This window comes from Lentzea sp. DG1S-22 (genome assembly GCF_036321065.1).
GTDB classification, from domain to species: domain Bacteria; phylum Actinomycetota; class Actinomycetes; order Mycobacteriales; family Pseudonocardiaceae; genus Lentzea; species Lentzea jiangxiensis.
This window is the reverse complement of sequence record NZ_CP143276.1, coordinates 4,945,522-4,959,780: the sequence shown is the minus strand read 5'-3', so window position 1 is coordinate 4,959,780 and position 14,259 is coordinate 4,945,522. Positions and strand designations below refer to the sequence as shown.

General features: G+C 70.4%; 14 protein-coding genes and 1 other RNA gene. 9 read left to right on the top strand and 6 right to left on the bottom strand.

All coding sequences use genetic code 11. The annotated features are described in order from the left end of the window. The first annotated feature begins 8 nt into the window (after positions 1–8). From prfB to V1227_RS22765, 5 genes are all read left to right on the top strand, one after another. Positions 9–1,112: a peptide chain release factor 2 gene (gene prfB, locus V1227_RS22785; protein WP_329787597.1), complete on the top strand. Its 1,104-nt coding sequence runs from the start codon at positions 9–11 to the stop codon at positions 1,110–1,112. A gap of 177 nt (positions 1,113–1,289) precedes the next feature. Beyond that, positions 1,290–1,979: a cell division ATP-binding protein FtsE gene (ftsE, locus tag V1227_RS22780; protein WP_030470385.1), complete on the top strand. Its 690-nt coding sequence runs from the start codon at positions 1,290–1,292 to the stop codon at positions 1,977–1,979. Positions 1,980–2,019: 40 nt separating this feature from the next. Further along, complete coding sequence (gene ftsX / locus V1227_RS22775) at positions 2,020–2,922, top strand: permease-like cell division protein FtsX (protein ID WP_236221558.1); 903 nt, start codon at positions 2,020–2,022, stop codon at positions 2,920–2,922. A gap of 30 nt (positions 2,923–2,952) precedes the next feature. Continuing rightward, a complete protein-coding gene (smpB, locus tag V1227_RS22770; protein WP_236221559.1) occupies positions 2,953–3,429 on the top strand; it encodes an SsrA-binding protein SmpB in 477 nt (158 codons plus the stop codon). Continuing rightward, complete coding sequence (locus V1227_RS22765; RefSeq protein ID WP_329787596.1) at positions 3,429–4,256, top strand: amidohydrolase family protein; 828 nt, start codon at positions 3,429–3,431, stop codon at positions 4,254–4,256. Before smpB ends, V1227_RS22765 begins: the two co-directional genes overlap by 1 nt. Here the strand turns inward: V1227_RS22765 and V1227_RS22760 are convergent. Further along, entirely contained in the window at positions 4,241–4,882 is a 642-nt protein-coding gene (locus tag V1227_RS22760) for a response regulator transcription factor (protein ID WP_236221560.1), read from the bottom strand. The two genes, V1227_RS22765 and V1227_RS22760, sit on opposite strands and share 16 nt — an antisense overlap. Continuing rightward, positions 4,870–6,108: a sensor histidine kinase gene (locus V1227_RS22755; protein WP_442916349.1), complete on the bottom strand. Its 1,239-nt coding sequence runs from the start codon at positions 6,106–6,108 to the stop codon at positions 4,870–4,872. Before V1227_RS22755 ends, V1227_RS22760 begins: the two co-directional genes overlap by 13 nt. A 121-nt stretch (positions 6,109–6,229) precedes the next feature. On the opposite strand from V1227_RS22755, the gene ssrA reads away from it, so the two are divergent. Then, positions 6,230–6,607: a transfer-messenger RNA gene (gene ssrA, locus V1227_RS22750) on the top strand. Between the two features lie 175 nt (positions 6,608–6,782). Here ssrA and V1227_RS22745 read toward each other — a convergent pair. Further along, positions 6,783–7,727, bottom strand: coding sequence for a saccharopine dehydrogenase NADP-binding domain-containing protein (locus V1227_RS22745; RefSeq protein WP_329787594.1), 945 nt, complete (start codon positions 7,725–7,727; stop codon positions 6,783–6,785). Between the two features lie 53 nt (positions 7,728–7,780). On the opposite strand from V1227_RS22745, the gene V1227_RS22740 reads away from it, so the two are divergent. Next, positions 7,781–8,725: a GlxA family transcriptional regulator gene (locus tag V1227_RS22740; protein ID WP_442916348.1), complete on the top strand. Its 945-nt coding sequence runs from the start codon at positions 7,781–7,783 to the stop codon at positions 8,723–8,725. A 28-nt stretch (positions 8,726–8,753) separates the two neighbouring features. After that, positions 8,754–10,166: an amino acid permease gene (locus V1227_RS22735; RefSeq protein ID WP_329787592.1), complete on the top strand. Its 1,413-nt coding sequence runs from the start codon at positions 8,754–8,756 to the stop codon at positions 10,164–10,166. Here V1227_RS22735 and V1227_RS22730 read toward each other — a convergent pair. From V1227_RS22730 to hrpB, 3 genes are read right to left on the bottom strand one after another with little or no spacing between them, the layout of a single operon-like run. Beyond that, entirely contained in the window at positions 10,151–10,753 is a 603-nt protein-coding gene (locus tag V1227_RS22730; RefSeq protein WP_236221565.1) for an HD domain-containing protein, read from the bottom strand. The genes V1227_RS22735 and V1227_RS22730 overlap by 16 nt on opposite strands. After that, the gene (locus V1227_RS22725; protein WP_329787591.1) at positions 10,750–10,893 is read right to left on the bottom strand and encodes a hypothetical protein; all 144 of its coding nucleotides are present in this window, start codon (positions 10,891–10,893) and stop codon (positions 10,750–10,752) included. Before V1227_RS22725 ends, V1227_RS22730 begins: the two co-directional genes overlap by 4 nt. A gap of 16 nt (positions 10,894–10,909) precedes the next feature. Next, positions 10,910–13,192: an ATP-dependent helicase HrpB gene (hrpB, locus tag V1227_RS22720; protein ID WP_329787590.1), complete on the bottom strand. Its 2,283-nt coding sequence runs from the start codon at positions 13,190–13,192 to the stop codon at positions 10,910–10,912. A gap of 215 nt (positions 13,193–13,407) precedes the next feature. Here hrpB and V1227_RS22715 point away from each other — a divergent pair, with 215 nt between their 5' ends. Then, a complete protein-coding gene (locus V1227_RS22715; RefSeq protein WP_329787589.1) occupies positions 13,408–14,217 on the top strand; it encodes a GNAT family N-acetyltransferase in 810 nt (269 codons plus the stop codon). The last annotated feature ends 42 nt before the right edge of the window (positions 14,218–14,259 follow it).

Below are 14,259 nucleotides of genomic sequence, written 5' to 3'. Positions count from 1 at the left end.
CTTTTTGCGTGAACCCGGACGTCGAAGCAGACATCAAGGACCTCTCCGCGACGCTTTCGAGCATCGAGGCGGTGCTGGACCTCGATGCGTTGCGCGCCGCTGTCGCGGACCTCGAAGCCCAGGCGACCCGCCCGGACCTCTGGGACGACCAGGAGAAGGCGCAGAAGGTCACCAGCCAGCTCTCGCACAAGCAGGGCGAGCTGCGTCGCGTCACCGGACTGCGTTCGCGCCTCGAGGACCTGCCGCTGCTCTACGAGCTCGCGGAGGAGGCCGAGGACGCCGAGGCGCAGGCCGACGCGGACACCGAGCGCGCCAAGCTGCGCGACGAGATCGCGAGCCTCGAAGTGCGCACGCTGCTGTCCGGCGAGTACGACGAGCGCAACGCGCTCATCACCATCCGCGCCGAGGCCGGTGGCGTCGACGCCGCGGACTTCGCCGAGATGCTGCTGCGCATGTACTCGCGCTGGGCCGAGCGCCACAACTACGGCGTCGACGTGTTCGACACCTCCTACGCCGAAGAGGCGGGCATCAAGTCCGCCACGTTCCGCGTCAGCGCGCCGTACGCCTACGGCACGCTGAGCGTCGAGCAGGGCACGCACCGCCTGGTGCGCATCTCGCCGTTCGACAACCAGGGCCGCCGCCAGACGTCGTTCGCCGGCGTCGAGGTCGTGCCCGTCGTCGAGCAGACCGACCACGTCGAGATCGACGAGAAGGACCTGCGCGTCGACGTCTACCGGTCCTCCGGCCCCGGCGGCCAGGGCGTCAACACGACCGACTCGGCGGTGCGCCTCACGCACATCCCGACCGGCATCGTGGTCTCCTGCCAGAACGAGCGCTCGCAGCTGCAGAACAAGGCCACGGCCATGAACGTCCTGCAGGCGAAGCTGCTCGAGCGGCGCAGGCAGGAGGAGCAGGCGAAGATGGACGCGCTCAAGGACTCCGGTTCGAGCTGGGGCAACCAGATGCGCTCCTACGTGCTGCACCCGTACCAGATGGTCAAGGACCTGCGGACCGAGCACGAGGTCGGCAACCCGTCCGCGGTGCTCGACGGCGAGATCGACGACTTCCTCGAGGCAGGCATCCGGTGGCGCAAGCAGTCCCAGCAGGCGTAGCGCGCACCTGATCTGAGTCGAAGAGCACGTTCAGCCCGGACGAGGGCGGAACGTGCTCTTTTCGTGGACGGGTCGTGCCTGGTCGGACACGCCGCGTCGACCTTAGAACCGCCCTTTCGGTACGCGAAGTTAACCGGAACGGGGGCTTTACCCCGGCCATGAGTAGACTCGCGCCTCGTGATTCGTCTCGAACACGTTTCCAAGGTCTACAAGACCTCCACGCGTCCCGCGCTCGACGACGTGTCCGTCGAGATGGAAAAGGGCGAGTTCGTCTTCCTCATCGGCCCCTCGGGGTCGGGCAAGTCGACGTTCCTGCGCCTGCTGCTGCGCGAAGAGGTGCCGACCAGGGGACGCGTCTACGTCTCCAACTTCGACGTCGCCAAGATGTCGCGGCGCAGGGTCCCCCGCCTGCGCCAGTCCATCGGCTGCGTGTTCCAGGACTTCCGCCTGCTGCCGACGAAGACGGTCGCCGAGAACGTCGCCTTCGCGCTGGAGGTCATCGGCAAGCCCCGCAACACCATCGTCAAGGTGGTGCCGGAGGTGCTGCAGCTGGTGGGCCTCGACGGCAAGGAGGACCGGTTCCCGACCGAGCTGTCCGGTGGTGAGCAGCAGCGCGTCGCGATCGCCCGCGCGTTCGTGAACCGGCCGCTGGTGCTGATCGCCGACGAGCCGACCGGAAACCTGGACCCCGACACGAGCCAGGACATCATGCTGCTGCTGGAGCGGATCAACCGCACCGGCACGACCGTCATCATGGCCACCCACGACCACGGCATCGTCGACTCGATGCGCCGCCGCGTCGTGGAGCTGTCGTACGGCAAGGTCGTCCGTGATGACGCGCGCGGCGTTTACGGCGTCGGCCGCTAAGCGCTCCTAGATCCCCGACCCCCAAGGAACCCCGCCCCCGATGCGTACCAGCTTCGTGTTCAGCGAGGTCGTCACCGGACTTCGCCGGAACGTCACGATGACGATCGCGATGATCCTCACGACCGCCATCTCGCTCGGGCTGCTCGGCGGTGGCCTGCTCGTCGTCCGCATGGTCGACAAGATGCAGGCCAACTACGCGGGCAAGCTCGAGGTCTCCGTGCTGCTGACCAACGACGTCAGCGCGAACGACAAGGACTGCACGCAGCAGCCGTGCGCGGGTCTGCGCTCGCAGCTGGAGCAGACCTCCGGCGTCGAGACCGTGGTGTTCCAGAACCGCGACGAGGGCTTCGAGCGCTTCAAGCGCATCTTCGAGGCCCAGCCCGAACTGCTCAAGCTCGCACGGCCGGAGGCCATCCCGGCGACGTTCCGCGTCAAGCTCGAGGACCCGGAGCGCACCGACGTCATCAAGCAGGCCTTCGAGGGCAAGCCCGGTGTGAAGGGCGTCGACGACCAGGGCAAGTTCCTCGAGCGGTTCTTCGAGGGCCTCAACGGCCTGCGCGACGTCGCCCTGATCCTCGCGCTCGTCCAGGCGTTCGCCGCGCTGCTGCTGATCTCGAACACCATCCAGGTGTCGGCGTTCACCCGCCGCGTCGAGGTCGGCATCATGCGCCTGGTCGGCGCGACCCGGTGGTACACGCAGCTGCCGTTCCTCATCGAGGCGGTCGTCGCGGGCATCATCGGCTCGGTCACCGCGGTCGCCGGCCTGGTGCTGTTCAAGGCGTTCTTCCTCGACCGGATCACCAGGAACCTCACCGAGTCGGGGATCATCCCGCCGATCGGGTACCTGGACATCCTGATCGTGTCGCCGTGGCTGTTCCTCGTCGCGATAGTCATCTCGGCGACCACCGGCTACGTGACACTCCGCCTCTACGTGCGCCTTTAAGCGCTTTGCCGACCACGTAAAGTTGTCGCCATGGTCAAGGAACGCGGGCAGAAGGTCATCGCGTCGAACCGCAAGGCTCGGCACGACTGGTCCATTCTGGACACCTACGAGGCGGGCATTCAGCTCGTCGGCACCGAGGTGAAGAGCCTGCGCATGGGACGGGCGTCCCTGGTGGACGCCTTCGCCCAGGTCGACGACGGCGAGATCTGGCTGCACGCGCTGCACATCCCGGAGTACGTCGCGGGGACCTGGACGAACCACGACGTCCGGCGCAAGCGCAAGCTGCTGCTGCACAAGAGCGAGATCGAGCGGCTGATCGGCAAGACCAAGGAGTCCGGTCTGTCGCTGATCCCGCTGCAGATGTACTTCAAGGACGGCTACGTCAAGGTCGAGATCGCCCTCGCGAAGGGCAAGAAGGCCTACGACAAGCGCCAGGACCTCGCGAAGCGCGACGCGAACCGCGAGATCGCCAGGGCGCACGGACGGGCCTTGAAGGGTCGCTACTGATGGCATTGGTGGACGTCCACGTCCACTTCATGCCGCAGAACGTCCTGGACAAGGTCTGGGCGTACTTCGACCGCGTGCGCGAAGCCGGTGTCGACTGGACCATCCGGTACCGCACTGACGAGAACGCCCGGCTCACCGCACTGCGGGAGCTGGGCGTTTCCGCGTTCGCACCCCTGGTCTACCCGCACCGGCCGGACATGGCGAGGTGGCTGAACGACTGGGCCGCCGACTTCGCGGCACGGGTCCCCGAGGCCGTGCCGACGGGCACGTTCTACGCGGAGCCGGGCGCCGGGGCGTACGTGCGCAAGGCGCTGGAGACCGGTGCGCGGTGCTTCAAGTCGCACGTCCAGGTCGGTGGCTACGACCCGCGTGACGCGCTGCTCGACGGGGTCTGGGGCCAGCTCGCCGAGGCGGGCGTCCCGGTGGTCGTGCACTGTGGTGACGGGCCCGTGCCGGGGGAGTTCACCGGGCTCGGCGTTTTCGAAGAGGTGCTGAAGAAGCACCCGCGGCTGACGGCCGTCCTCGCGCACGCCGGGATGCCGGACTACTCAGGTGCGTTGGACCTAGTGGAGCGCTATCGGAACGTGCACGTCGACACGACGATGGTCGGCGTTCCGTTCACGGAGCAGATGACGCCGTTGCCGGCCGACTGGCGTTCGCGGATCGCCGGCCTGGCCGACAGGGTGGTGCTGGGCAGCGACTTCCCGAACATCCCGTACCCCTACGAGGTGCAGATCGACGCCATCAGGTCGTGGGGCCTGGACGCCGCCGCCGAGCAGTCGGTCCTGCACGACAACGGCGCCCGTCTGCTTCAGCTGTCGAGGTAGGCCAGAACGGCGCGCACGCGGCGGTGCTCGGAGTTCGACGGCTCCAGGCCGAGCTTGGCGAAGATGTTGCCGACGTGCTTCTCGACGGCGCCGTCGGACACGACGAGCGAGCCGGCGATCGCCGTGTTGGACAAGCCCTGCGCCATCAGCCCGAGCACCTCGCGTTCGCGGGGCGTCAACGAGTCGACAGGGCTCTTCTTGCTGCGCACCATGAGCTGCGTGATCACCTCGTGGTCGATGCTCGTGCCGCCGTCCGCGACCCGGCGCACCGCGTCGACGAACTCCTTCACGTCCGCGACCCGCTCCTTGAGCAGGTAGCCGACGCCGCTGGCACCGCCCGCGAGCAGCTCCACGGCGTAGCGCTCCTCGACGTACTGCGACAGCACGAGCACCGGCAAGCCGGGGAAGCGGCGACGAGCCTCGATGGACGCCCGCAGGCCCTCGTCGGTGAACGACGGAGGCATCCGCACGTCCACCACGCACAGGTCGGGCCGGTGCTCGGTCACGGCGTCGAGCAGGTCGTCGCCGTTCTCCACCGCCGCGACCGTCTCGATGCCCTCGTCGGCGAGCAGCCTCTGCACGCCCTCCCTCAGCAGCACCGAGTCCTCGGCGATCACCACACGCACGGCAACTCCGCTCGAATCACGGTCGGCCCACCCACGGGGCTGACGACGACAACCACACCGTCGATCGTGGCGGCCCGGTCCGCGAGCCCGGCGAGCCCGCCGCCCGGCTTCAGCTCCGCGCCGCCCTGACCGTTGTCGGTGACCTCGACCAGCACCCCGGTGTCCACCCTGTTGACCCGAACGGTCGCCTTGGTGCCGTTGGAGTGCTTGGTGATGTTCGTGAGCGCCTCGCCGACGGTGAAGTACGCGGCGCTCTCCACCGCTGTCGGCGGCCGCGGGTCGACGTCCACCTGCAGGTCGACCTCGATCGGCACGCGGGCGGCGAGCGCGGACAGCGCGGCGTCGAGCCCCCGGTCGCCGAGCACGGACGGGTAGATGCCCCGCGCGAGGTCGCGCAGCTCCCGGATGGCCTCCTTGGCGTCCGCGTGCGCCTCGGCGATCAGCACGGCCGCGCCCTCGGGATCGGAGCCCATCTTGGACTTCGCCCGGCCCAAGCCCATCGCCACGGCCACCAGCCGCTGCTGCGCGCCGTCGTGCAGGTCGCGTTCGATGCGCCGGCGCTCCGCCTCGGCCGCCTCGACCCCGCGCGCCCGGCTCGACTGCAGCCGTTCCGCCTCGACCGCGAGCTCGTCGGCCCGCGTCGGCCCGAGCATGGCGCGGGCGAACCTGCTGTGCAGCACCCCCAGCGACCGGGTGCCGATGACCGCGAACGGGATCAGCGCCAGCCCGATCAGCGTGACGGGCAGCGCCGACACGAACGAGTCGATGGTCCAGAACTCACCGACGACCACCGCGAACGGCGCGTGGCCGATCCAGAACGGCACGGCGATGAACGCCGCCGCCACCGTCCACATCGCGAGGACCGCCGCGAACTCGAGAACGCCCACCGGCAGGAGCAGCAGCAGGTAGCCGTAGTCGCGCCACGTCGCCGGATCGGTGAACTGGGCCTTCCAGCGCACCCACAGCGAGCCCTCCGGCTTCGCCCGGTACGGCGCGGGGATCTCCGTGCGCAACGCCGCCCCGACCCACGCCCGCTCCACCGTCGCACCGACCCGCACGGCGTTCATCGCGAGCCACAGGATCGGCAGACCGACCCACAGGACCGAGGTCGCGAACCCGACGGCGGTCAGCACGACGGCGAGGGTGAACCAGAAGATGCCGGTCACCAGGTTGGTCAGCAGGTAGAACCCGGCTGCGAGCGCGTTCGGTTTCCTCATGACGTCCATGCTGTCGTTACCGCTGGTCAGAGACCATCCGGCTGGCTATCCGGTCGGTGGTGGGGACAGCCCTACCCGCCTCGGGAAGAACTCGGTGGCCCGACTCGTTATGCTATGCGTACCACTACAAGGGGGTGAACGGTTTCGACTGTGGACGTTGATTCAGGGGAAGCGTGCCGGTGCAGGCGAGAGACCACCGTTAAGCGTCATCGCAAACCAATAAGCGCCACGTCTAACGACAAGCGCACCGCGTACGCTCTCGCTGCCTGACAGCGGAGCTAGCGGTTGTCGGCCTAGGAGTGCCTTCGGCCTAGTGTCCGGCATCAGCTAGAGGGCTTACCAGCAGTCCCGGTCGCGGGGGCTGTTCGGGACACTCACAGCGGCTGGGCCCGTCACACCTGCTCGTTCGCGTGACAGGTGGGGCCGAGTAGAGGCAGAGCGAACTGCGCACGGAGAAGCCCTGATGAACCGCCACAGGACCCGGGTTCGATTCCCGGCACCTCCACTCGATGGGTGAGTGCTGTTCGTGGACAGCACTCACCCGTTCTCGTTCCGGGTGTCTTCTGGGGGCCGAGCCCCCAGACCCCCAGCCGGCGGGCTCCGCCCCCGGACCCCCGGGCCGCCTCGTCGCGTTGCGACATCGTGGCCCCCACCTGGCGGGGCTCGTCGCGTTGCGACATCGACTACTCGCCTGGCTGCGGCTTGTCGTCTGGTGCGGTGGTCTGGATGACGTCCGCCAGTGCGGACAGGAAGTCGGCGGCGTCGAACATCGCTCCCGCTGACGCCGCTCCGGTGATGTGGGAACGGCCTGTCAGCAGGCGTTCGGTCGCTTCCACGGCCAGAGGGGCGCTCACGGCGTAGATGTCCTTGCCGGAGGCGGTCATCCGGCGTTCCTCACCGGCCCGGCGCACGACGACGTCGACCTCGAACGTCTCGGGCTCGCGGCGCTCGGCGCCCTCGCTCAGCCCCTGGGCGGCGGTGGCCGACATGTACGAGGTCACCGACGGGATCGCCAGGTGGCTGGGGACCGTGACGACGTCCGCCATCGAGAACTCGCCGACGACCTCGCGCGGTCCGCCGGGGAACTCCCACCGCAGCGTCGGTGGGGCGTCGGAGTGGTGCTGCAGCGAACCGTCGCGGAACCGGACGCGCTGGCCGCCGCGGCGCTCGCGGGACACCGCGCCGGCGGTGAGCGTGCCCGGCGTCGGCTGCCAGCCGCTCAGGCCGTACGCGACATGCGCCTCGTCGGCCTGCGTCCAGTCGCCCATCGCGGCGGTGACCAGCAGGTCCGCGAGGCCGCCGAAGAACGCCATCGCGGGCACCACCGGGACCGCGGCGCCGCGGGCGAGGGTGTCCGCGTTCGCCTCGATCTCGGCCGCCACGTCCACGTACGGGATGCCGACGCGTTCGGCGGCGGCGATGAGCGGGGCGGCGGTGACGGCGAACGGGCCGGCCGTGTTGATCACCGCGTCGGCGCCCGCCAGCGCGCGGTCGAGTGCCGCCGGGTCGTCGGCGGTGGCCTGTGCGCGGCCGAACGGCAGAGCGCCGTGGCCGCGCTTCTCCAGTTCCGCCACCACGAACCGCCCCGTGGTTCCCGAAGCGCCGTAGACCGCGATCTTGTGTCCCATGTGGACCAGTCAAGCCCGGCGGACAGGAACGGGCGAGTGTCTGGAACGACACGATGCGTACACTTTCGGACATGCTCGCGTTCGCCGTCACCAGCGGGATGCTGCACTTCGAGCTGACCGCCACGTACGAGATCTTCACCGCGCCGCAGCTCGACTACGACGTCAGGATCTGCGGTGACCAGCCGGTGCGGCTCGGCAGGTTCTCGCTGGAACCGGACCTGCCGCTCGACCGGCTCCGCGGGGCGCACACCGTCGTCGTCCCCGCCGTCGAGGACGTCGACGGGCCCCTCGACCCCGGGCTCGTCCGAGCCGTCAGAGCGGCCCACGACGAGGGCGCGCGGATCGTCTCGCTGTGCACGGGCGCGTTCGTGCTGGCGGAGGCGGGGCTGCTCGACGGGCTGAGGGCGACGACGCACTGGGGCCACACCGACGAACTCGCCAGGCGGTACCCGCGGGTGGAGGTCGACCCGGACGTGCTCTACGTCGACAACGGCCGGGTGCTGACGAGCGCGGGCAAGGCTGCGGCGATCGACCTGAGCCTGCACGTGATCCGCAACGACCACGGCACCGCGACGGCGAACACGGCGGCGCGCAGGCTCGTGGTGCCCCCGCACCGCGACGGCGGCCAGGCGCAGTTCGTCCTGGCGCCCGTGCCGTCCGGCGAGGGGCACCCGCTCACGGAGCTGTTCGACTGGGTCTCGGCGCGGTTCGACCGGATGATCACCGTCGAGGACATGGCCCGGCAGGCGAACATGAGCTCGCGGCACCTCGCGCGGCTCTTCCGCGCGGTGACGGGCACCACACCGCTGCAGTGGCTGCACACCCAGCGGATCCGGCGCGCGCAGGAGCTGCTGGAGATGACCGACGACAGCGTGGACCAGATCGCCGAGGCGTCCGGGATGGGCACGGCCACGACGTTGCGCCGGCACTTCCACCGGTCCGTCGGTGTGCCGCCGGACACGTACCGCCGCACGTTCCGGCCCATCGGTGGCCGGTAGGTCGCGGAACGGACGTTATGTTGACCGGATGAGCAACGGACAGCGCATCGGGGCGCGGGTGTTGCGGCGCAAGCCGATCGACCAGCTGACCCATCCCGGCGGCGAACTCAAGCGCACCATGGGGGTCGGCCACCTCACCATGATCAGCATCGGTGCCACGCTCGGCACCGGCATCTTCGTCGTGCTGGGGGAGGCGGTGCCGCTGGCCGGTCCCGCCATCGTCGTGTCGTTCGTGCTGGCGGGCATCACGGCGTTGTTCTCCGCGCTGTCGTACGCCGAGCTGGCGGGCCTGATCCCCGCGTCCGGCTCCTCGTACTCCTACACCTACGCGACTCTCGGCGAGATCGTCGCGTGGGTCTGCGGCTGGTGCCTCGTGCTCGAGTACGGCGTCTCGGTCGCGGCGGTCGCGGTCGGGTGGGGGCAGTACGTCAACGAGCTGCTGCACCTGCTGACGGGGCTGCGGATCCCCGACGTGCTGAGCCAGCCGCCGGGTGCGGGCGGCGTCGTCAACGTCCCCGCCGTGCTGGTCGTGGTCATCTCGATGCTCGTGCTCCTCGGTGGTGCCAGGGGGAGCGCGCGCACGAACACGATCCTGGTGTGGGTGAAGGTCGGCGCGCTGCTCATGTTCTGCGCGGTCGCGTTCACCGCGTTCAAGGCGGGCAACTTCGCGCCGCTGTTCCCGCTGGGGCTGGCGGGGATGAGCGCCGGCGCGGCCACGTTGTTCTTCTCCTACATCGGTTTCGACGCCGCCTCCACCGCCGGCGAGGAGGCCACGAACCCGCAGCGCGACCTGCCGCGCGCGATCATCATCTCGCTGGTCGTGGTCACGGCGTTGTACTGCGCCGTCGCGCTGGCCGCGGTCGGCGCGATGCCGTGGCAGAGCTTCGAGGGCACCGAGGCCGCGCTGAGCCGGGTGCTGACGGACAACACCGGCAGCACGATCTTCCCGGTCCTGCTGTCGGTCGGAGCGGTCATCGCGATCACCTCGGTGGTGCTGACCGTCCTCTACGGACAGACGCGCATCCTCTACGCGATGTCTCGCGACGGCCTGGTGCCGTCGCTCTTCTCGAAGCTCAGCCCCCGCACCGGCGTGCCGTTCGCGAACACCGTCGTCGTCGGCCTGTTCATCGCGGTGCTCGCCGCCCTGGTGCCCCTGGGAGCACTGGCCGACGCGACGAGCATCGGCACGCTGTTCGCGTTCGCGCTGGTCAACGTCGCGGTGATCATCCTGCGCCGCACCGAGCCGCACCGCGAGCGCAGCTTCCGGGTGCCGCTCTCGCCCGTGACCCCGTTGCTGGGTCTCGGGTTCTGCGTCTACATGATGTTCAGCCTCGGGCTGGACACGTGGGTCGCGTTCCTCGGCTGGATGGTCCTCGGGTTCGTCATCTACTTCGGCTACAGCGTGCGCAAGGCGCGCCTGGAGGTTCAGGCCAGGGACTGAAGCTCCCGCGCCAGGTTGGTCCGCGCGGCGGCGCCCCACAGCTGCCGCGCGGGCTCGGTCACGAAGAGGTGCTCGCGGTCGAGCAGGGTCCTGAGGACCTTCGACCGGCCCGCGCGCCACGTCTCGTCGTCGTAGCGCGAGTACTCCTGGCGCACGGCGAGGCTGTAGCGCTCGTAGTGCTCCGGCTCCGAGCCCAGGATCGCCAGGTCGGCGTCGAGCAGCACGTGCGCCAGCGGGTCGTCCGACGAGTGCGTGATCGTCGCCAGCACCAGCGACTCCACGCGCCGCACGTGCGCCTCTTCCAGGTCTGCCAGGCGTTCGCGGGCCCAGGCGGCCGACGCGCGCTCGTCCTCACCCGGTTCGCCGTCGTAGATCACGTCGTGGGCGCACGCGGCCAGGGCGAGGACCGCGCGTTCCTCCACCGAGAACGCGAACGCGTCGGCCAGCGCCGACGAGTCGCGGACGACCGACACCACGTGGAAGGTGTTGTGGTAGGTCCGGTGCGGTTCGGCGTAGCGCTCCATCAGATCGCCCGCGTCCGGCGCACCGCCGAGCGTGCGGACCGCGTCGTCCCAAATCCGTCTCACCGCGCCAGCTCCTCCTCGACGACGTCCGCTGCGGGTCTGCTGCCGCCCGCCCGGTGAATCATCCGCCGCACGTCCTCCGCCCGCGCGACGATCGCGGAACCAGGGGACAGCTGTACCAGGAAGATCGCGATGTGCGCCACAGCCGGTCGGCGTCGGTCAGGAGGAGTCGGGTCGTTTGCTCCGGTCGTAGGGCTTCTCCGGCCAGTGGTGCTTGGGGTAGCGGCCCTTGAGCTCGCTGCGCACCCGCAGGTAGCCGTTGCGCCAGAAGGACCGGAGGTCGCTGGTCACGGCCGTGGGGCGGCCCGCGGGGGAGAGCAGGTGCACCACGACGGGGACCCCGGCGATGAGCGGCGTGTCCGCCCACTTCATGGCGTCCTGGATGCGGACGGAGAGGACGGGCTGGTCCTGCGTGTAGTCGACCTTGCCCTGGCCGATGCGCTCCGGGGCGAGCTTGTCGAACTCCGCCGCCTCCGGCCACGGCAGCAGGCTCCGCAGCAGCGCCACCGTGTCGATCTTGGCCAGGTCCGACCGCTTCCTGGCCTTGCCGAGGTCGATCGCGCGGATCAGGTGCTCGTCGTCGACGCTCGGCCAGTCGCGCGTGCGGTGCAGGAACGCCATGCGCTCGCGCAGGCGGTGGGCCGCGTCGGTCCACTTGAGCAGGCCCAGGCCCTCGGTCTCGAGGCCGAGGCGCAGCGCCTGCTGGGACTTGGCGAGGTCGTTCAACGGGCGTTCGTCGAGGGTGATCGCGCCGAGCTTGCGCACCTCGTTCGCGACGACGTCACCGGTCCACCGGATGTCGTCGACCGTGTGCACGAGGGCCTGGGCGGCGGTGACGGCGAGCTCCTCGTCGGCCGGGGCGGCGAGGCGCACGCGGCCGTGCTTGCTGCCCGGCTCGCGGTCGGCGATCGCGATCGCCAGCCACCTGTTGTGCGAGTCGCTGTGCTCCACGGCCGTGCCGTTGGCCATCAGGTAGACGTTGCTGTTCTTGGACCTGCGCTTCGCCAGCCGTTCCGGGTAGGCGAGGGCCACGACGAGCGCGGCGTCGCCGTTGCCCGCGGGGTTGGTGCCGAGCTTCTCCAGCTTCTTCGCCTCCTGGCGCCACCTGCCGGGGGACTTCAGCGCGGTCGCGAGGTCGGTCGTGCTGGGGTGCGTGCTGTCGTCGAGCAGTGCCACGACCTCGGCGGCGGTCCGGTTGCCCACGAGCGCGCTGCCGTCGATCAGGGCCCGGCCGAGGCGGGGGTGCAGGCCGACGCCCGCGATGCGGTCGCGGCGACCTGGGTCGAGAGCTCCGATGGCGTCGAGGGTCTCCTGCGCGGCCTTGAGCGCACCCTCCGGCGGGGCGTCCCACCAGTTCAGGCCGGTGCCGTCCGGGGAGCCCCACACCGCGAGCTCGAGGGCGAGCCGCGTCAGGTCCGCGGTGCGGATCTCGGGCTCGGGGTAGCGCGGGAGCGTGGAGTGCTCGTGCTCCGGCCAGCAGCGGTAGACGCGGCCGGGCGCTTCACGTCCCGCACGGCCGGCGCGCTGCTCGGCGACGGCCTGGGAGACGCGGATCGTGGCGAGGCCCGCCAGGCCCCTGCGGTGGTCCACGCGCGGGACCCTGGCCAGGCCCGCGTCCACGACCGCGCGGACACCGGGGACGGTGAGACTCGACTCGGCGATGCTCGTGGCGAGCACGACCCGCTGGTGCCCGCCGGGTCGCAGGGCGGCGTCCTGCGTCTGGGCGTTGAGCTGGCCGTGCAGGACGACCGTCTCGGCGCTCAGGAGGCTCCTGGTCCGGTTGATCTCCCTGACGCCGGGCAGGAACGCGAGCACGTCTCCGTCCACTTCGGACAAGGCTTTGCCGATGGCCCTCGCGACGGTGTTCTCGATGTGCTCGCCCCGCGCCGGCGGGACGTACGTGATCTCCGTCGGGTACATGCGCGACTGGCTGTGCAGCACGGGAGCGCCGAGCAGGTCCGAGAGCCGTTGCGCCGCGACGGTCGCACTCGTCGCGAGGATCCTCAGGTCGGGGCGCAGGGCCGCCTTGGCGTCCAGCAGGAGCGTGAGCAGCAGGTCGGCGTCGAGGTGGCGTTCGTGGCACTCGTCGAGCAGCACGGTGCCGACGCCCGCGAGCTCCTGGTCGTGCTGGAGCCTGCGGACGAGGAGACCGCTGGTCACGACCTCGATGCGGGTGTTCTTCCCGACCTTGCGGTCGCCCCTGACCGAGTAGCCCACGGTCTGGCCGACCTGTTCGCCGAGCAGGCTCGCCATGCGCGCGGCGGCGGCGCGAGCGGCGATCCGGCGCGGTTCGGCGACGACGACCCTCCCCTCGAGGGCCAGCGGGACGAGCGTCGTCTTGCCGGTGCCCGGGGGTGCGACGAGCACCGCGGCGCCGTGGTCGGAGAGGGCCTGGAGCAGGTCGGGCAGGACGGACTTCACCGGGAGATCGGGCAGGTGCACGTCGTCGAGTGTGTCAGGGTGGGCTCATGGGGATGACCGGTGTGGTGTCCGGGGTCCCGTCCCGGCGTCGTCGCGGCCGGCGGACGTGGCGTGCGCGCCCGATCTCGCAGGGCGGCGGGGCTCCGGTGTGCCGGCTCCGCTGCCGTGGGCGACGATTGAGGTGTTCCCCTCGGACTGCGCGGTGCGTCCGGGTACCTCATGGAAGGGCCGTCGAGTTGGTTGACCCGCTGCGCGATCCGGACGACCCGGAGCTGCTCGACCCCTACCAGTCGCGGTCGCTCGCGATCCTGGTCGAAGGGGCGCGACTCGCGTCCGGAGCCGTCCGCTACGGCAAGGTCGGACGGGTCGGCTGCGCGGCCGTGGTGATCAACCGCGAGAACCCGCTGCCGTCCGGCAACTTCGGCTGCGCCCTCGACGGGTCGTCGGTCGAGGTCGCGTCCACCCTGCTGCAGCTGGAGCAGACCTTCGCCGACGTGGGCCGCGCCGAAGCCGTGGTCTACGCGTCGCCGACGACCGTGGACGAGATCGAGGGGATCGCGGACGACTCCGGCTGGTACGCCGTCGAGGAGCTGCAGACCGTGGTCCACCGCGGGTCCGCCTCGGTGTCCGCCGAGGTCAGGCGGGCCGTCGACGCCGACGTGCCCGGCATCGTCGAGCTGCTGTCCGACGAGCTCGTCGGCCACCGCGACCGCCTGTCGCGGTGGCTCGGGCACCGGCTGGACGACCCGCGGTGCCCGGTGCTGGTCGTGGACGACGGCGACCGGATCGGCGGGTTCGTGTCGGGGTTCGCCGAACGCGGTGTGGGCCTCGTCGAGCAGTGCGTGGTGCGCCCGGCGCGGCGTCGCCGGGGTGTGGGGCGCTCACTCGTGGTGTCCGCCGTCGCGACCCTGCGCTCGGCCGGGGCGATGCTCGTCGCGTCCCAGGTGGACGAGGGGCCGGGGGAGAAGTTCGCCGAGGCGTGCGGGTTCGTTGCGGCGTATCCCGTGACTGCGTATGTACGCAGGGTGGATGAGCTGCTCGACTGAACTTGTTAGTTGCCGCGTGACATATCCTTAGCAGGGCTAAGG